This is a genomic window from Streptomyces xiamenensis (genome assembly GCF_000993785.3).
Taxonomy (GTDB): domain Bacteria; phylum Actinomycetota; class Actinomycetes; order Streptomycetales; family Streptomycetaceae; genus Streptomyces; species Streptomyces xiamenensis.
Map to the genome: position 1 here is coordinate 5,786,266 of NZ_CP009922.3, position 18,088 is coordinate 5,804,353.

At 73.9% G+C, this 18,088-nt stretch carries 16 protein-coding genes; 11 read left to right on the forward strand and 5 right to left on the reverse strand.

Annotated features, from left to right (window positions below; all coding sequences use genetic code 11):
* Positions 1 to 114 precede the first annotated feature (114 nt).
* Positions 115 to 2,079, forward strand: coding sequence for a heparinase II/III domain-containing protein (locus SXIM_RS26360; protein WP_078847045.1), 1,965 nt, complete (start codon positions 115 to 117; stop codon positions 2,077 to 2,079).
* 135 nt (positions 2,080 to 2,214) lie between these two features.
* Here the strand turns inward: SXIM_RS26360 and rocD are convergent, their stop codons facing one another.
* The 4 genes from rocD to SXIM_RS26380 all read right to left on the reverse strand — a co-directional run bounded on the left by rocD (position 2,215) and on the right by SXIM_RS26380 (position 5,456).
* Positions 2,215 to 3,450, reverse strand: a complete 1,236-nt coding sequence (rocD, locus tag SXIM_RS26365; RefSeq protein ID WP_046725274.1) for an ornithine--oxo-acid transaminase — start codon at positions 3,448 to 3,450, stop codon at positions 2,215 to 2,217.
* Complete coding sequence (gene ddaH, locus SXIM_RS26370) at positions 3,447 to 4,262, reverse strand: dimethylargininase (RefSeq protein WP_046725275.1); 816 nt, start codon at positions 4,260 to 4,262, stop codon at positions 3,447 to 3,449. The genes rocD and ddaH overlap by 4 nt, the downstream gene beginning before the upstream one ends.
* A 104-nt stretch (positions 4,263 to 4,366) precedes the next feature.
* Positions 4,367 to 4,882, reverse strand: coding sequence for an Lrp/AsnC family transcriptional regulator (locus tag SXIM_RS26375; RefSeq protein WP_030737728.1), 516 nt, complete (start codon positions 4,880 to 4,882; stop codon positions 4,367 to 4,369).
* A gap of 58 nt (positions 4,883 to 4,940) precedes the next feature.
* Positions 4,941 to 5,456: a DUF1990 domain-containing protein gene (locus SXIM_RS26380; protein ID WP_046725276.1), complete on the reverse strand. Its 516-nt coding sequence runs from the start codon at positions 5,454 to 5,456 to the stop codon at positions 4,941 to 4,943.
* A gap of 112 nt (positions 5,457 to 5,568) precedes the next feature.
* On the opposite strand from SXIM_RS26380, the gene SXIM_RS26385 reads away from it, so the two are divergent.
* The 4 genes from SXIM_RS26385 to rhaS are packed head-to-tail and all read left to right on the forward strand — an operon-like array spanning position 5,569 to position 10,221.
* On the forward strand, positions 5,569 to 7,089 hold the full coding sequence (locus tag SXIM_RS26385; RefSeq protein ID WP_030737734.1) for a sugar ABC transporter ATP-binding protein: 1,521 nt from the start codon (positions 5,569 to 5,571) through the stop codon (positions 7,087 to 7,089).
* Positions 7,086 to 8,090, forward strand: coding sequence for an ABC transporter permease (locus SXIM_RS26390; RefSeq protein ID WP_043178652.1), 1,005 nt, complete (start codon positions 7,086 to 7,088; stop codon positions 8,088 to 8,090). The genes SXIM_RS26385 and SXIM_RS26390 overlap by 4 nt, the downstream gene beginning before the upstream one ends.
* On the forward strand, positions 8,080 to 9,072 hold the full coding sequence (locus SXIM_RS26395; RefSeq protein WP_046725277.1) for an ABC transporter permease: 993 nt from the start codon (positions 8,080 to 8,082) through the stop codon (positions 9,070 to 9,072). Before SXIM_RS26390 ends, SXIM_RS26395 begins: the two co-directional genes overlap by 11 nt.
* Before the next feature lie 60 nt (positions 9,073 to 9,132).
* On the forward strand, positions 9,133 to 10,221 hold the full coding sequence (gene rhaS, locus SXIM_RS26400; RefSeq protein WP_030737743.1) for a rhamnose ABC transporter substrate-binding protein: 1,089 nt from the start codon (positions 9,133 to 9,135) through the stop codon (positions 10,219 to 10,221).
* A gap of 52 nt (positions 10,222 to 10,273) precedes the next feature.
* Here rhaS and SXIM_RS26405 read toward each other — a convergent pair whose 3' ends face one another.
* Complete coding sequence (locus tag SXIM_RS26405; RefSeq protein ID WP_046725955.1) at positions 10,274 to 11,005, reverse strand: GntR family transcriptional regulator; 732 nt, start codon at positions 11,003 to 11,005, stop codon at positions 10,274 to 10,276.
* A 202-nt stretch (positions 11,006 to 11,207) separates the two neighbouring features.
* Between SXIM_RS26405 and manD the strand changes: the two genes are divergently transcribed.
* The 6 genes from manD to SXIM_RS26435 all read left to right on the forward strand — a co-directional run bounded on the left by manD (position 11,208) and on the right by SXIM_RS26435 (position 17,966).
* The gene (gene manD, locus SXIM_RS26410; RefSeq protein ID WP_046725278.1) at positions 11,208 to 12,416 is read left to right on the forward strand and encodes a D-mannonate dehydratase ManD; all 1,209 of its coding nucleotides are present in this window, start codon (positions 11,208 to 11,210) and stop codon (positions 12,414 to 12,416) included.
* A complete protein-coding gene (locus tag SXIM_RS26415; protein WP_030737752.1) occupies positions 12,413 to 13,870 on the forward strand; it encodes a mannitol dehydrogenase family protein in 1,458 nt (485 codons plus the stop codon). The genes manD and SXIM_RS26415 overlap by 4 nt, the downstream gene beginning before the upstream one ends.
* Before the next feature lie 65 nt (positions 13,871 to 13,935).
* Entirely contained in the window at positions 13,936 to 15,333 is a 1,398-nt protein-coding gene (locus SXIM_RS26420; protein ID WP_046725279.1) for an MFS transporter, read from the forward strand.
* A complete protein-coding gene (locus SXIM_RS26425) occupies positions 15,330 to 16,367 on the forward strand; it encodes an L-idonate 5-dehydrogenase (RefSeq protein WP_046725280.1) in 1,038 nt (345 codons plus the stop codon). Before SXIM_RS26420 ends, SXIM_RS26425 begins: the two co-directional genes overlap by 4 nt.
* Complete coding sequence (locus SXIM_RS26430) at positions 16,364 to 17,353, forward strand: sugar kinase (RefSeq protein WP_046725281.1); 990 nt, start codon at positions 16,364 to 16,366, stop codon at positions 17,351 to 17,353. Before SXIM_RS26425 ends, SXIM_RS26430 begins: the two co-directional genes overlap by 4 nt.
* On the forward strand, positions 17,340 to 17,966 hold the full coding sequence (locus SXIM_RS26435) for a bifunctional 4-hydroxy-2-oxoglutarate aldolase/2-dehydro-3-deoxy-phosphogluconate aldolase (RefSeq protein WP_030737764.1): 627 nt from the start codon (positions 17,340 to 17,342) through the stop codon (positions 17,964 to 17,966). The genes SXIM_RS26430 and SXIM_RS26435 overlap by 14 nt, the downstream gene beginning before the upstream one ends.
* The last annotated feature ends 122 nt before the right edge of the window (positions 17,967 to 18,088 follow it).

Sequence of the window (18,088 nt, forward strand, 5' to 3'; positions counted from 1 at the left end):
TGCGAACGGTTGCAGTCATCAGGGGCCTGTGTGCCGCGCTCGGCCGGCCGTGCTGGAGGGGCCACTCCGGTACGGTCGGCCGCGACACACCGCGCCACGGGAACAGGAGCCGACATGGCGGAAACGACCGAGGAGAGCGACGTGACCGCGGGCGCGCTGACCGCCCGCCTCCCCCTGCTCGCCCCCGGCGCCGGTCCTCGGCTGACCGCCGCACTGCGCGGCGCCCCGCGCCGGATCGCGGCGCCGCCCGTCACCGACCGCGCCGTGTGGGACGCCGTCGACCGCCCCACCCGCGACGCACTGCTGCGCCGTGCCGCAGACGAACACACCCGCCCCGCCCCCGTCCTGCGCGCCTCGGACTGGGCCCGCACCTTCCGCGACGGCGTCCGCACCGCCTACGAGGACCAGGCCCGTGCCTTGCGCCTGCGCACCACGCTGTTCGTCCTCGCCGCCGTTCTCACCGGGGAGAGCGCCGCCGCCACCGCGCCGCAGGGTGACACCCCGAACCTGGACGCCGCCGTCGACGGCCTGATCGCCCTGTGCGAGGCCACCACCTGGTGCTGGGCCCCGCACGACGGCCACACCGCCGCCCGTGGCGAGGTGCTGCCCGACCCCGACCAGCCCTATCTCGACCTCGGCGCCGCCGAGGTCGCCACCCTCCTCGCCTGGGCCGACCACGCCCTGGGCCCGCACCTGGACCAGCGGGCCCCCGGGGTACGCCGCAGGCTGCGCCGCGAGGTCGACCTGCGCGTTCTCACCCCCTTCACCACCCGCCGCGACTGGCCCTGGATCGGCATCGACCGGCCCGCCGACAACTGGAACCCCTGGATCCACAGCGCCGTCACCGCCGCCGCGCTGCTGCTCTGCGAGGAGGAACCGGAGCGCGCCGCCACCCTGGTGCGGCTCACCGCCGAAGGGCTCGACCGCTTCCTCGCCACCGTCCCGGACGACGGCGGCATCGACGAGGGTGTCGCCTACTGGTGGCACGGCGCCGGGCGGCTGCTGGAGACCCTCGACCTGCTCGCCGCCGTCGGCGGCCCCGGACTCGACGCCCGCGACCTGCCCGTGTTGCGCCGGCTCGCCCGCTTCCCGCACCGGATGCACCTGGGCGGCGCCCGCTACGTCAACACCGGGGACGCCGCAGCCCGGCTGCCCGGCACCCTGCCCTGGCAGGTGCTGCACCGCTGGGGCAGGGCGCTGGAGGAGCCGGCCGTTCGCGATCACGCGGCCGCCCGTGGCCGGGCCGAGATCCCCGCCGCGCACCCGGAGGCGGGCCTTGGCAGCGCGCTGACCGCGCTGGCCGACCCGCACTGGCGCGCCGCCCGTGCGCGACAGGCCCCGGGCGGGCGCAGCTGGCTGACGGCGGGGGAGTGGCTGCCGCGTACCCAGGTGCTGCTGGCCCGCGAACGGCCCGGTACCACCGCCGGACTGACGGTCGCGGCCAAGGCCGGGCACAACGCCGAACGCCACAACCACCTGGACGTCGGCTCCTACTGGATCGCCCTCGACGGGGCCCCGCTGGTCATCGACCTGGGGCAGCCCACGTACACGGCGGACAGCTTCGGCCCGCACCGCTACCGCGCCTGGCCGCTGATCAGCGCCTGGCACAACCTCCCCGCCCCGGGCGGCGAGGGACAACTGCCGGGCCCCGACCGGGCCGCCCGCCGGGTACGCGCGGAACTCACCGCGGAAGGGGCGGAGTTCCACGCCGACCTCACCGCCGCCTACCGCGACGGGCTGATCGGCGAGCTGACCCGCACCATCCGGCTGGTACGGACGGCGCCGCGGCCGCACATCAACGTCACCGACCGCTGGTCACATGCGGGCGGGCCGGTGCTGCTGCGGCACATCCTGACGGGCGAGGTCACCCTCGGCGGCGCGGGCGAGGCCACCGTCCGGACGGCGGGCGGCCGGGCGCTGCGCATCGGCTGGGACCCGCGCGACGCCGAGGCCGCTTTGGACCACCGGGAGCTGACGGACCCGCTGCTGCGCGGCTCCTGGGGTGATCGGCTGACCCGCCTCACCCTGACGGTACGCGGCACAGGGACGGCGACCGTCCGCTTCGAGCGGGCGCACTGACGGGTCGGCGCGCCCCGGGGAGCGGGCCGGGGCGGCGGCCGCGGCCCGCGCGCCCGCGTCGCCGCCGCCCGATGTCACCCCCGTGCCGTCCCCCTCCGGCCGGCCGCCCCGTGGTCGCAGGGAGGCCGGTCCGGGTCAGCGCGGCGCGGCCAGCACCTCGGCCAGGGTGTCCAGCGCCCCGGTCAGTTCGTCCTCCTCGATGGTCAGCGGCGGTGCGACGCGGATCGTCGAGCCGTGTGTGTCCTTCACCAGCAGGCCCCGCTCCATCAACCGTTCGCTGAGCTCACGGCCGGTGCCGATCTCCGGGTCGATGTCGATTCCGGCCCAAAGTCCCCGGCTGCGGTGCCGCAGCACCCCGTGCCCGGTCAGCCGGTCCAGGCCCGCCGCCAGCACCTTGCCGAGCCGCTCGGCCCGCGCCTGGAACTCCCCGGTGGCCAGCAGCTCCACGACCGCCGAACCGATGGCCGCCGACAGCGGATTTCCGCCGAAGGTCGACCCGTGCTCGCCCGGGCGCAGGACCCCCATCACCTCCCGGGTGCCGACCACCGCGGAGACCGGGACCAGACCGCCGCCCAGTGCCTTGCCCAGCAGCAGCAGGTCGGGGCGTACCGCCTCGTGGTCCAGGGCCAGGGTGCGCCCGGTGCGCCCCAGGCCCGACTGGATCTCGTCGGCGATGAACAGCACCCCGGCCCGTGCGGTCGCCGCGCGCACCCCGCGCAGGTAGCCGTCGTCCGGGATGACGACGCCCGCCTCGCCCTGGATGGGCTCGATCAGCACGGCCGCCGTGTCGGCGTCGATCGCCGCCTCCAGCGCCGGCAGATCGTCGAAGGGCACCACCGTGAACCCGGGGGCGTACGGGCCGAAGCCCTCCCGCGCCACCGGATCGCTGGAGAAGCCGACGACGGTGGTCGTGCGGCCGTGGAAGTTGTTGGCGGCCACCACGATCCGGGCCCGGTCCCGCGCCACGCCCTTGACCTCGTACGCCCATTTGCGGGCGATCTTGATGGCGCTCTCCACCGCCTCCGCGCCGGTGTTCATCGGCAGGGTGACCTCGAGTCCGGTCAGTTCGGCGAGGCCGGCGGCGAACGGTGCCAGCCGGTCGTTGTGGAAGGCGCGGGAGGTGAGGGTGAGGGTGTCCAGCTGGCGGTGGGCCGCGGCGACCAGCGCGGGGTGCCGGTGCCCGAAGTTGAGCGCGGAGTAGCCGGACAGCAGATCCAGATAGCGCCGGCCGCGGGTGTCCTCCACCCAGGAGCCCTCGCCGCGGGCGATGACCACGGGCAGCGGGCGGTAGTTGCGGGCCACCAGCCGCTCCTCGGCGGCGATGGCGGTCGCCGGGTCGACGGCGTCGTCGGTGATCGGGGAGGTGGTCATGGGTGTCGGATCTCCTGTGTGCAGCACTTGATGCCGCCGCCGGCCTTCAGCAGCTCGGAGGTGTCGACCGGTACGGGGGTGTAGCCCCGTTCGGTCAGCCGGTCGATGAGCCCGGTGGCTCCGGGGGAGATGAGGACATGGTGTCCGTCGGAGACCGAGTTGAGGCCGAAGGCCATCGCGTCGGCGCGGGTGGCGATCACCGCGTCGGGGTAGCGGCGGCGGAGCGCGGCGCGGCTGCCCGGGGAGAACGCCTCCGGGTAATAGGCGATGGTGGTGTCGTCCAGCGCGAACAGCGCGGTGTCGAGGTGGTAGAAGAGGGGATCCACCAGCCGCAGACTGATGACGGCGCTGCCGAAATACTCTTGTGCGGCGATATGCGCGCCGGTCGAGGTGCGGAATCCGTACCCGGCGAGAATGTCCCCGCCGACCGGCACCAGATCGCCCTCTCCTTCGCACACGTCTTCGGGTTCCACGACGGGAAAACCGTTTTCCTTGAACCAGCGGGTGAATTCGGCCGCCTCCGGCTGCCGCTGCGCGGCGCGGAACCGTGAGCCGAGCACCTTGCCGTCCAGGACCAGCGCCCCGTTGGCGGCGAAGACCATGTCGGGCAGGCCGGGTACCGGCTCCAGCAGCTCCACCGTGTGGCCGAGCTCCCGGTAGGTGCGCACCAGTGTGTGCCACTGTTCGAGAGCCCGCTCCCGGTCCACCCGGGAATCTTGTCGCATCCACGGATTAATGGCGTACGCCAGCTCGAAATAGCGTGGCTCACACAGCAGATATCGGCGTTCTCGGCCGACCGTGACAGGCGCCATCGAGGCACTTTTCCTTTCGCCGGAGAAGACGACTCCACGCTAAGGACAAAGGCACCGCACGGACAAGCGTCAGTCCTTGCACGCCGTGCGCACAACGTTGCGTGTCAGCCCGGCTCCGCGGCGTTTTCCACCGCCCGGCTCAGCAGTGGGCGCAGCGCTGTGCCGCCACCGCCGCCGGGCAGCAGCTGGGTGAGGACGATGCGGCTGTCCGTGCGCCGCACGAACGGCTCGGCCCTGATCCGCTCCAGCACCCGCTCGAAGTGCTCGATGCCCCGGGCCCTGATGTGCAGCAAGGCGTCCGCGTCCCCGGTGACGGTCATCGCCGCCACGATCTCGGGATGGTTGCGCGCCACCTCCGACATCCGGCTCGGCGGCGCCGCGCTGTCGCAGTACACCTCGACGTACGCCTCCATCCCCCAGCCCATCGCGTCCGCCCGGACGGTGGTGGTGAAGCCCGTGATCACCCCGGTGGCGCGCAACCGGTCCACCCGGCGCTTGACGGCGGGCGCGGAGAGCCCCACCCGTTGGCCGATGTGTACGAAGCTCGCCCGGGCGTTGGCGGTCAGCAACGCCAGAATGGTGCGGTCCAGCTCATCGACGACCGGCGGCAGATGCGTCATGGGGCGGCTCCGGTTCTCGTGATTCCTCACGGCGGGAACGGTGGTTCACCGCCAATGATCACCGCTTGGGGCGCCCCTGCGCACCGTCCAGTGCCCGGCGGACCGCCCGGCCGTAGCGGCGCGCGATCCACCGCTGTGCCGCGCGTCCCAGTGGTCCGGCCACCCGCGCGTACCAGGCGGCCGGCCGGCTCAGCGTTCGTACGGTGAAGGTGACGGCGCCGTCGGCCGACCGCTCGACGACGAACGCCTCCTCGCCGCACTGCGGATGCCCCGGCAGGGTGCCGTAGGCGAACCCGATCCGGTCCCGCTCGTGCACCGTCCACACCACCTCGCACGGGGCGCGCAGCGGCCCCACGCCGACCGTCACCCGGACCCCGGGGGCGGCGAACGGTGCCTTCGTCCGCACGGTGAACCCGGCGCCGCGGTGCGCGCCCCAGTGCAGTACGGCCGCGCCGGCGGCTTCCAGGGCGGCCGGGTCGTGGCCGAGCGGGGTCCGCGCCACCAGCTCCCGGAAACCGTCCGGCGCGGGACCGTCGTTCCGGGTCATCCCGGGGGTGGGGTAACTGAGCGTCATCCGGCGGAGTATAGGGAACGGACCCTGTCACAGGGGCCCTTGACGCGTTCATGGCTTGCCTCTAATCTCTTCAGTCTCCTCTTGAATCGATTCATGCGGAGAAGGGAGTGCCGTGCCCGGTCCCACCGAAGCCCCGCCCCCAACCCTGCGACTGCGCGGCGTCGCCAAATCCTTCGGCGCCGTGACCGCCGTCCGCGACGTATCCCTGGACCTGCGTCCCGGCCGTGTGCACGCCCTCGCCGGTGAGAACGGCGCCGGAAAATCCACCCTGGTCCGTATGCTGGCCGGCGCCCACCGTCCCGACCGGGGCACCGTGGAACTCGACGGCCGGCCCACCGTCCTGCGCGACCCGGCCGCCGCCCGCGCCGCCGGAATCGCCGTCATCCACCAGGAGCCCACCCTCTTCCCCGACCTCTCCCTGGCCGAGAACCTCTACATGAGCCGCCAGCCCACCGGCCGGCTCGCACGCATCGACCACCGCGCCCTGCGCGCCGCCACCACCGCCCAACTCGCCCGGCTCGGCGTCGCCCTCGACCCCGACCGGCCCGCCCGCGGTCTGTCCATCGCCGAACAGCAACTCGTCGAGATCGCCCGCGCGCTCTCCCTGGACGCCCGGATCTTCGTCATGGACGAGCCCACCGCCGCCCTGTCGGGCACCGAGGTCGAGTACCTGTTCACCGTGGTGCGCGGACTGTGCGCACGCGGCGCCGCCGTCCTGTTCATCTCGCACCGCTTCGAGGAGATCTTCGCCCTCGCCGACGACATCACCGTGCTCCGCGACGGACAGTGGGTCTCCACCGACCCCGCCCACCGCCTCACCCCCGACACCGTGGTGCGCCGCATGGTCGGCCGGGACATCGGCGCCCTCTTCCCCAAGACGCCGGCCACCCCGGGCGAGACCGTGCTCGCCGTCGAGGGCCTCACCCGGCACGGCGCCTTCACGGACATCTCCTTCACCGTCCGGCGCGGCGAGATCCTCGCCCTCGCCGGCCTGGTGGGCGCCGGCCGCAGCGAGGTGGTGCGCGCCGTCTTCGGCGTCGACCGGTACGACGCCGGCACCGTCACCGTGGCCGGGAAGGTCCTGCGCCCGGGGTCCCCGGCCGCCGCCATGGCCGCCGGACTCGCCCTCGTCCCCGAGGACCGCCGCCAGCAGGGCCTGGTCCTCGACCTGTCCATCGAACGCAACACCGCCCTCACCCGGCTGCGCGGCCTCGCCCGCCGCGGCATCCTCACCACCCGCCGCGAACGCGCCGAGGCGCTGCGCTGGAGCGAACGGTTACGCGTGCGGCACAGCGGTACGCACGCCCCGGCCGGTACCCTCTCCGGCGGCAACCAGCAGAAGATCGTGCTGGCCAAATGGCTGGCCACCGCACCCGCCGTCCTCATCCTCGACGAACCCACCCGCGGCATCGACGTGGGTACCAAGGCCGAGGTGCACCGGATGATGTCCGAACTGGCCGACCGGGGCATGGCCATCGTGATGGTCTCCTCCGAACTCCCCGAGGTCCTCGCCATGGCCGACCGCATCCTGGTGCTCCACGAGGGCCGCGCCACCGCCACCCTCCCCGGCCCCACCGCCACCGCCGAATCCGTCATGGCCGCCGCCACCGGCACCCCGGAGGAGGGACCGTGAGCCGAGCCCACCCCCGCGAACTGGGCGTGCTGGCCGCGCTGGTGCTGCTGGTCGCCGTCACCGCCGCCGCCAACTCCCGATTCCTGTCCGGCCAGAGCATTCGCGACCTGCTGCTGTCCGCAGCCGTCCTCACCGTCCTCGCGGCCGGCCAGACCATCGTCGTCCTCACCCGCAACATCGACCTGTCCGTCGGCTCCGTGCTGGGCCTGTCCGCCTTCGGCACCGCCGACCTGCTCTCCGCCGCCCCCGGCACCCCGCTGCCGCTGGCCGCCCTCGCCGGGATCGCCGTCGGGGCGCTGTGCGGGGCCCTCAACGGTGCCCTGATCAGCTACGGCGGTGTCCCCGCCCTCGTCATCACCCTCGGCACGCTGTACGTCTTCCGGGGCATCGCGCACTCGTGGGCGGCCGGCCGGCAGATCAACGCCGCCGACCTGCCCCGCCCCTTCCTGAACCTGGGCACCGCCACCGTGGCCGGCATCCCCGTCCTGGCCCTGCTCGCCACCGCCGTGGTGCTCGCCGTCGCCGTGTGGCTGCACAGCTACCGCAGCGGACGTGAGCTGTACGCGATCGGCTCCGAGCCGGCCGCCGCCGCACGCGCCGGCATCCCGGCCGGCCGCCGGGTCCGGACCGCCTTCCTGCTCAGCGGCTCACTCGCCGGGCTCGCCGGAGTGCTGTACGCCGCCCGCTACGGCACCGTCGACGCCACCGCCGGGCAGGGCCTGGAACTCCAGGTGGTCGCCGCCGTCGTGGTCGGCGGCGTCGCCATCTTCGGCGGCAGCGGCACCGTGCTCGGCGCCGCCCTCGGCGCGCTCCTGCTCACCTGCATCGGCACCTCGCTGGCCGTGCTGCGGGTGGACCCGTTCTGGCAGCAGGCCGTCGTCGGCGCCCTGATCCTGGCCGCCATCGGACTCGACCGGCTGCTGACCGCCCGACTCGCGGCCCGCGCGGCCCGTACCGCGGGCGCCGTCCGTACCGCCCCGGAGGTGTCCCGTGGCAGCTGAACCCCGCTCGGCGCTCCCCGGTGCCCTGCGCCGCTGGGACACCGCCCTGATCGCCACCCTCCTGCTGGTGACCCTCGCCGCCGCCCTGCTCGTCGACGGCTTCGCCACCGGCCGCAACACCCAGTTCCTGCTGCTGGACGCCGTCGCCGTCGGCCTGGTCGCCCTCCCCGTCACCCTGATCATCGTCACCGGCGAGATCGATCTGTCGGTGGCCAGCACCCTGGGCCTGTGCAGCGCCGTGATGGGCCAGCTGTGGCTGTCCGGCTGGCCGCTGGAACTGGTGGTCCTCGCCGTCGTCGCGCTCGGCGCGGTGCTCGGCGCCGTCAATGGCCTGTTCGTCACCGGCTTCGGGCTCCCGGCGCTCGCCGTCACCATCGGCACCCTCGCCGCCTACCGGGGCCTGGCGTTCGTGGTACTCGGCGATCGCGCCGTCGCCGACTTCCCCCGTCAGTGGACGGACGCGGCCGGCGGTACGGCGCCGGCCGGCGCGATCCCCGCCGCCATGCTGATCACCGCGCTCGCCGCGGCCGGCTGCGCGGTGCTGCTGCACGCCACCCCCCTGGGCCGGGCCCTGTTCGCCATCGGCAACAACGCCGAGGCCGCCCGCTTCTCCGGCATCGCCGTGGCAAGGACCAAGTTCTGGCTCTTCGTCGGCTGCGGCGCCGTCTCGGGGCTGGCCGGGGTGTTCTGGACGCTGCGCTACGCCAGCGCCCGCGCCGACAACGGCCAGGGCCTGGAACTCGCCGTGGTGGCCGCCGTCCTGCTGGGCGGGGTCTCCATCTTCGGCGGCCGCGGCACCCTCGCCGGCGTGTGCGCCGGAGTGCTGCTGCTCGTCACCCTGCGCAACGCCCTCCAACTCGCCGACGTGCCCGCCGACACGCTCGACATCGTGACCGGCTCCCTGCTGATCGTCTCGGTGATCGCCCCCCGGGCGCTCTCCGGACTGCGGCAGCGCCGGCGTTCCCGCGCCACCCGCACCTGACGCCCGCCCGACGCCCGATGACCCCGACACCGGAGCGCGAAGAGACGAAGGGAACCGGACATGCCCGTACCCACCCGCCGGTCACTCACCGGTACGGCGGCCACCGCCCTCACGGCGCTGCTGCTGCTCACCGCCTGCTCGGGAACCACCCGCGGCGGCGACGACGGCACCCCCGAGCCGGGCGACGCGGCCGCGCCCACCGGGAGCGCCGACCCCGACGCGCCCCTGGTCGAGGGCCTGGCGGTGGCGTTCCTCCCCAAGCAGGTCAACAACCCCTACTTCACGGTGGCCAGGGGCGGCGGCGAGCGTGCCGTCGCGGAGTTCGGCGGCTCCTTCAAGGAGGTCGGCCCCTCGGAGGCCAGCGCCTCCTCCCAGGTGAGCTACATCAACACGCTCACCCAGCAGGGCACCGACGTGATCGCCATCTCCGCCAACGACCCGGGCGCCGTGTGCGGGGCGCTGAACAGCGCCCGGGACGCCGGGGCGCGGGTGGTGACCTTCGACTCCGACGCGCGCGCCGAGTGCCGCGACGTCTTCATCAACCAGGCCACCGCCGAGGACGTCGCGCGCACCCAGATCGAGCTGATCGCCGAACAGATCGGCGGTGCCGGGCAGATCGCCGTCCTGTCGGCCACCCCCAACGCCACCAACCAGAACACCTGGATCGCGCTGATGGAGGAGGAACTGGAGCGCCCCGAGTACGCGGACATCGAGATCGTCGCGGTGGCGTACGGCAACGACGAGGACGAGAAGTCCTTCCAGGAGACCCAGGGTCTGCTGCGCGCCCACCCGGACCTGGCCGGCATCATCTCGCCCACCACGGTCGGCCTGGCCGCGGCGGGACGCTATCTGTCCGGCTCCGAGTACCGCGGGCGGGTCGCGCTGACCGGTCTGGGCACCCCCAACCAGATGCGGGAGTTCGTGCACGACGGCACGGTGGCGTCCTTCGCCCTGTGGAACCCGTCCGACCTGGGCTATCTGGCCGCCTACGCGGGCGCCGCGCTGGCCTCGGGACAGCTCACCGGCGCGCCGGGCGAGACCTTCACGGCCGGGGAACTGGGCGAGTTCACCATCGGCGCGGACGGGGTGATCGCGCTGGGGCCGCCCACGGTCTTCGACGCCGCCAACGTGGACGACTTCGACTTCTGACCGCGGGCCGGTGGGGGAGCGGCAGCGGCAGCAGCGGCACGGCTGCCGCCGGTCACTCCCACACCACCACGCTGCGCCGCACCGGCACGGCCGCCGAATCCGAGGCGAACAACTCGGGGGAGTGCGCCCTGATGCGCTCGATGTCGTGGAAGACGGCGCGCAGATGGGTGCGCATGGCGGTACGGGCCAGCGCCGCGTCGCCGCCGGTCACCGCGTCCAGGATCTCGCCGTGCTGGGCGGCGAACCCGGCCGAGGTGGCGTTCTCGTACAGACCAAGACGCCGTGCCCGGTCCAGGTGCCCCTTGGCGGCGGCCACCGTGGTCCAGGCGGCGCCGTGTCCGCTCAGCCGCAACAGCCCCTGATGGAACGCCTCGTCCAGCTCGAAGAACTCCTCGAGACCGAGACCGGGGCGCCGCTGCCGTTCCAGATTGCCGCGCAGTTCCGCCACCAGGTCCTCGTCCAGTGCCTCCGGCAGGTCCTCCAGCGAGGCGAGCTCGACGGCCTCGCGCAGGAACTGTGCGTCGGCGACCTGGGTGGCGTCGACCCGGGCGACGAAGGAGCCGATCTTGGGAAAGACCTGCACCAGGCCCTCCTGGGCCAGCATGATCAGCGACTCGCGCACGGGGGTGCGGCTGACCCCGAGGGAGGCCGCCAGCTCGTTCTCCGAGAGCGCGGCACCCGGGGGCAGCTCAAGGGTGAGGACCATCTGGCGCAGCGTGGTGTAGATGGTGCGCCGTGAGGTCCTTGAGATCCGGGAGGGCCGCCGCCGGTCCGATTGAGGCATGCGCCCCATCGTATCGGTGGCGCCGGTCCGCCGGCCCTGGCCGCGGCGCGCTGCCGCCGCCCGGCACCGGCCGGGCGGGAAGCCCCCGGAAAAGCTCTCGGCCAAGTATTGCCGTTCTGCCCGACCAGTGCTTGTATACAAGCGCTGTACGACAGGATCGTCCGACAGAGATCCGCGATGACGCGACAAGGAGAAGGCTGCTGTGAGCACGATCGAGCGCGCCGAGGTGTTCGTCGCCTCCCCCGGACGCACCTTTGTGACCCTGCGCATCACCACCTCGGACGGGGTGACCGGCCTGGGCGACGCCACCCTCAACGGCCGCGAACTCGCCGTCGCCAGCTATCTGCGCGACCACCTCGTCCCCCTCCTGATCGGCAAGGACCCCGCCCGCATCGAGGACATCTGGCAGTACCTCTACAAGGGCGCGTACTGGCGGCGCGGCCCCGTCACCATGACCGCCATCTCCGCCGTCGACACCGCCCTGTGGGACATCAAGGGCAAGACCGCCTCGCTCCCCGTCTACCAGCTCCTCGGCGGGCGCTCCCGCGACGGCGTCCTCGCCTACTCGCACGCCAGCGGCACCGACATCCCCGCACTCCTGGACGATGTCGACCGCTTCCTGTCCCTGGGCTACAAGGCCGTCCGCGCCCAGGCCGCCGTTCCCGACGTCGGCGGCACCTACGGCGTACGCAAGGGCAAGGTCTACGAACCCGCCGCCACCGCCCTCCCCGACGAGCAGCCCTGGGACACCCAGGCCTACCTCAACTTCGCCCCCGGCTACCTGGAGGCCGTCCGCGACCGCTTCGGCTTCGGCTTCCACCTCCTGCACGACATCCACCACCGCCTCACCCCCATCGAGGCCGCCCGCTTCGGCAAGAGCGTCGAGGACGTCCAGCTGTTCTGGATGGAGGACCCGACCCCCGCCGAGAACCAGGACGCGTTCCGCCTCATCCGGCAGCACACCACCACCCCCATCGCCGTCGGCGAGGTCCTCACCTCCATCTGGGACGTCCAGCACCTCATCACCGAACAGCTCATCGACTACATCCGCACCACCGTCGTGCACGCCGGCGGCATCACCCACCTGCGCCGCATCTTCGACCTCGCCGCCCTCTACCAGGTACGCACCGGCTCCCACGGCGCCACCGACCTCTCCCCGGTCAGCCTCGCCGCCAACGTCCACCTCGACCTCACCGTCCCCAACTTCGGCATCCAGGAGTACATGGGTCACCCCGACGAGGCCGCCGAGGTCTTCCACGGCGGCGTCACCTTCTCCGACGGCATGCTGCACCCCTCCGAGGAACCGGGTCTGGGCGTCGAGTACGACGAGGCCGCCGCCGAACGCTTCCCCTACCAGCCGCGCTACCTGCCCGTCGCGCGCCGCCTGGACGGATCGGTGCACGACTGGTGAGCACCACCGGACCCCACCCCCGCACGCTCGGCCGGACCACCGCGCACCGGCTGCCCCCGGCGCTGCGCCCGGCCCTGGACGCGGGCGCGCTGCGCACCCGCGTCCTGCACTTCGGCCTGGGCGCCTTCCACCGCGCCCACCAGGCCCTGTACACCGAGAACGCCGCCCTGCGCAGCGGCGAACCCTGGGGCATCACCGCGGTCGCCCCCCGCTCCGTGGAGACGGTGCGCGCCCTGCGCGCCCAGGACTGCCTCTACACGCTGACCGAACAACACCCCGAAGGGCCGCGCCCGCGCGTCCTGTCGGCACTCACCGGCGCGCTGGCCATGACCGAGGACACCGGACGGATCGACGCGCTGCTCACCGACCCCGAGGTGACGGTGGTGACCCTGACCGTCACCGAGAAGGGCTACCACGCGCGCGGCGGCACCCTCGACCGCACCGACCCCGCGGTCGCCGCCGATCTGGCGGCGACCGCGGACCCGGCGCTGACCGGGGCGCGCACCGTCATCGGGCGGCTCGCCACGGGACTCGCCGCCCGGATGCGCACCACCGGCGCCCCGATAAGCGTCGTCTCCTGCGACAACATGGCCGGCAACGGCGCCGTGCTCGGCGCCGCCGTCCGGGCCTTCACCGAGGCCAGCGGCTGGCCCGACCGGCACACCGTGCTGGAGCGGATGACCTCCGCCGTGACCTTCCCCGCCACCGTCGTGGACCGGATCGTGCCCGCCACCACGGACGCCGACCGCGCCGCCGCCGCTGCCGCCCTCGGCCTCACCGACGCCCTGCCGGTCACCGCCGAGCCCTACCGGCAGTGGATCCTCCAGGACACCTTCGCCGCCCCTCGCCCACCCTGGGAACACGACGGCGCCCTGTTCGTCGCGGACCCCGCCCCGTATCAGCTCACCAAGCTGCGCCTGCTCAACGGATCCCACTCCGCCCTCGCCTATCTCGGCCTCGCGGCCGGTGCCACCACCATCGACGGCACCCTGGCCACCGACTGGGGCGAACCCCTGGTCCGCGCCCTGTGCGCCGAGGTCGCCGGTACCCTCCCGCCCGGCGGCCCCGACCCCGCCGCGTACGCCGAAGCGCTGGTGACCCGCTTCCGCAACCCCGCGATCGGCCACCGGCTGCGCCAGATCGGCTCGGACGGTTCGCTGAAGATCCCCGAACGCTGGCTGCCGGCCCTGCGCACCCTGCGCGCGGCCGGCGCCGCCACCCCCGCACTCGAACTCGCCCTCGCCGGGTGGGTGCTCAGCACCCACCCCGAGGCCGGCACCACCGACCCGGCGGCCACCACCCTCGCCGCCCAGCACCTGCCGGAAGACCCCGCCGGCACCGTACGCGCCCTGCTCACCGCCCTCGGCGCCCCCGACCTGGCGGACGACCAGGAACTGACCACCGCCGTCGCCGCCCGGCTGCCCGCCCTGCGGGCCGGCCGCGTCGAGATCTGAGAACCCGCGGCACCCCTCCCGTCCCCATCCCTCCCCAGCGCACCGCAGGAACAACGGAGTTCACGATGACGAACAGCGCCACCACGGAGCCCACCGGCGCCGTGCACAGAACCACCCGGGACCTCACCCGGGCCGCCGTCTCCGGATGGCTGGGCACCGCCATGGAGTTCATGGACTTCCAGCTCTACTCCCTGGCCGCCGCCATCGTCTTCAACAAGATCTTCTTCCCCGACGTCAGCCCCGCCATCGGCCTCATCGCCGCCATGGCCACCTACGGCGTCGGCTACGTCGCCCGCCTCGCCGGCGCCGTCTACTTCGGCCGCATGGGCGACCGTCTGGGCCGCAAGAAAGTCCTCATCATCACCATCGTGATGATGGGTGTGTCCACCACTCTCATCGGCGCCCTGCCCACCTACGCCACCATCGGCATCATGGCCCCGGCCCTGCTGGTCGCCCTGCGCCTCATCCAGGGATTCGGCGCCGGGGCGGAGATCGCCGGAGCCACCGTCATGCTCGCCGAGTACGCGCCGCCACCGCGCCGCGGCCTGGTCGCCTCCCTCGTCTCCCTCGGCACCAACTCCGGGACCCTGGCCGCCTCCGGACTGTGGGCCATCCTGCTGGCCGTGCTCACCGAGGAACAACTCCTCGCCTGGGGCTGGCGACTGCCCTTCCTGCTCAGCTTCGTGCTGCTGATCTTCGCCCTGTGGCTGCGCCGCAACCTCAAGGAGAGCCCCGTCTTCGAGGAGCGCCCCGACGTGGTCGACGGCGTCGCCCTCACCCGGGGCGAGCTGGAGGCGACCGCCGCCGCCACCGGGGAGGAGGACCGGCACGCCGGCACCCTGGAGGCCGGACTGCGCCAGCGCAAGGGCAGGGCGTTCTTCCTCGCCCTGGGCCTGCGCTTCGGCCAGGCGGGCAACTCCGGCCTCGTCCAGACCTTCCTGGTCGGCTACATCGCCACCACCCTGGCCGTGGACCGCGCCATCCCCACCGACGCCATCCTGTACGGCTCCCTGCTCGGCTTCGTCACCGTGCCGCTGGTCGGTATCCTCGGCGACCGCTTCGGCCGCCGCCCGATGTACATCGCGCTCACCACCGCGACCATGCTCCTCGCCTTCCCGTTGATGCTGATGATCGCCCAGGGCTCCACCACCGCCCTGATGGTCGGCATGGTCCTGGCACTCAACATCGGCGTGCTCGGCCTGTTCTCCCTGGAGTCCGTCACCATGGCCGAACTCTTCGGCTCCCGCACCCGCTTCACCCAGCTCGCCGTCGCCAAGGAGATCGGCGGCGTCCTCGCCACCGCCATCGGCCCGGTGCTCGCCGCCTCCCTCACCGCCGCCACCGGCAGCTGGTGGCCGATCGCCGCCATGCTGATCGTCTACTCCGCCATCACCCTCACCTCCGCCGTCCTGGCCCCGGAGACCCGGGGACGCGACCTGGTCCGACTGGAGGACGCGGCATGAAAGCGGTCGTCGTCCACGGCGCCGGAGACGTCCGCGTCGACGAACTCCCCGCCCCCGCACCGCCGGGCCCGGGCGAGGTCCTGCTGGCCCTCGAATGGGGCGGCATCTGCGGCTCCGACCTCGCCTACTGGAAACACGGCGCTTCCGGCACCGCCACCCTGAACCGGCCCATGGTCCTGGGCCACGAGATCGCCGGCCGGATCGCCGCCCTGGGCCCCGGCGTCAGCGGACTCACGGCAGGACAGCCGGTCACCGTCCACCCCGCACGGCCCACCGCGAACTCGGTGCTGCCGCCGCGGCTCGCCGGGCGCACCAACCTCCACTCGCGGGTACGGTACTTCGGCTCCGCAGCGTTCGACCCGCACACCGACGGCGGCTTCAGCCAGTACCGTACGGTCCCCGCCGACCAGATACGGCCGCTGCCGGACGGAGTGGACACCGAACACGGCGCCCTGGCCGAACCGCTCGCCGTCGCCCTGCACGCCGTGCGCCGCGCCCCGGACCCGCGCGGGCGCACCGTCCTGGTCAACGGCGCGGGCCCCATCGGCTCCCTGGTGGTCGCCGCCGCGCTGCACCGCGGCGCCGGTGCCGTCATCGCGGCCGACCTCTGCGCCGATTCACTCGCCGTCGCCCGCGCCATGGGGGCCACCGACACCCGCGACCTGTCCCGTGGTGCCGGCCTGCCGCAGGACACCGAGATCGTCTTCGAGGCGTCCGGGGCACCCGCGGCGCTCGGGCCGGTCCTGCGTGCCACCGCACGCGGCGGCACCCTCGTCCAGGTCGGCAACCTGCCCGGCACCCCGGCGCCCGCCGCCCTGGGCGAGCTGGTCACCCGGGAGATCAGCTGGGTCGGCTCCTACCGCTTCGCCGGCGAACTGGACGAGGCGCTGGCCGCCCTGCGCGACGGCCTCGACGTCGGTCCGGTCATCAGCCACCGCTTCGGCATCGAGGAGGCGCCGACCGCCCTGGCGGTGGCCGCCGACCCGGCCACCGGAAGCGGCAAGGTCATGCTGCGGCTGGCGGACGCCCCATGACCCGCCCACCGGCCGGCGCCGGTGCCGACATCGTGTGCCTGGGCGAGACCATGGCGGTCATCGCCCCCACCGACGGCCGGCCGCTGGCCACCGCGGCGCACCTGGCCCTGGGTGTCGGCGGCGCCGAATCCAACGTCGCCTGCGCGCTGGCCGGGCTCGGACACCGCGCCGCCTGGGCCGGACGGGTCGGTCAGGACCCGTTCGGCACCCGGGTCCTGACCGAACTCGCCGCCCGCGGGGTCGACATCAGCGGCGCGACGGTGGACCCCGAGCGGCCCACCGGCCTGTACGCCAAGGACCCCGGGCCCGGCGGTACCCGCACCCACTACTACCGGCGCCACTCCGCCGCGAGCCGGATGGGCCCCGGCCTCGCCTCCCACCCCGCCCTGCGCGCGGCCCGGATCCTGCACGTCACCGGCATCACCGCCGCCCTGTCCGACAGCTGTGCCGCCCTGCTGGACGCCCTGGTGGTACGGCGCGCCGCGCCAGGACCGCTGATCTCCTTCGACATCAACCACCGCCCGGCGCTGTGGCGCGAGGGCCCCCGGCAGGCGGCACCCACCCTGCTCGCCCTCGCCCGCGCCGCCGACGTGGTGTTCACCGGTCGGGACGAGGCCCAGGAGCTGTGGGGCACCGCCCGCCCCGAGGACATCCGGGACCTGCTGGCCCCCGCCCCTCTCGTCGTGGTCAAGGACGCCGAACACGGCGCCACCGCCTACAGCACCCGTGAGGGCACCACCTTCGTCCCCGCCCGCCGGCTGCGGGTGATCGAACCGGTCGGCGCGGGCGACGCCTTCGCCGCCGGCTACCTCGCCGGGCTGCTGGAGGAACGCGAGCCGGTCGCCCGGCTGCGCCTGGGCCACCTCGCCGCGGCCGCCGCCCTGCGCACCGCCGCCGACCTGCCCACCCTGCCGCCGCGCACCGCACTCGACCCCTGGCTCACCCTCGACGACGCCGCCTGGAGAGCCCTTGATGACCAGCACTGACCCGCTCGCCCCCCTCGCCGCCGACCGCGTCATCGCCGTCATCCGCGCCGCCGAGATCCCCGACGCCGCCGCCCTGTGCGCGGCGCTGCGCGAAGGCGGCATCCACTGGGTCGAGTTCACCTACACCACCCCGGACCTGGCCGGCCACCTGCGGCGGGCCGCCCCCGAGGCCGGCGCGGGGCTGGGCGCCGGAACGGTGCTCACCGCCGCCCAGGCCGAGCAGGCCATCGAGGCGGGCGCCCGCTACCTGGTCACTCCCGGCGTGCGCCCGGCAGTCGCGGAGGCCGCCGCGCCGGCCGGCATCCCCGTTGTCATGGGAGCGCTCACCCCCACCGAGGTCGCCCGGGCCCTGGACCTGGAGGCCGCCGCGGTGAAGATCTTCCCCGCCCACGCCTTGGGCCCGCGCCACTTCAAGGACCTCGGCGGCCCCTACCCCGGCACCCCTCTGGTGGCCTCCGGCGGCGTCAACGCCACCAACGCCGCCGCGTTCCTGGCCGCCGGGGCCCTCGCCGTGTGCGCCGGATCCGACGTGGTCCCCCCGGCCGCCGTCGCCGCTGCCGACTGGCGGCAGATCACCGAGCGCGCCAGGGAGTTCACCGCGGCGCTGGGATGACGGGAGCCGGATGTCCCGCCGCCTCGCCCGAACGTCAACATCGGGGCGCGCGGGGCACCCGGTCGGCGGAACTCCCGGCCTGTCCCTGGATTTCGCGGCCCGTTCCGGCCCAGCATGACGGT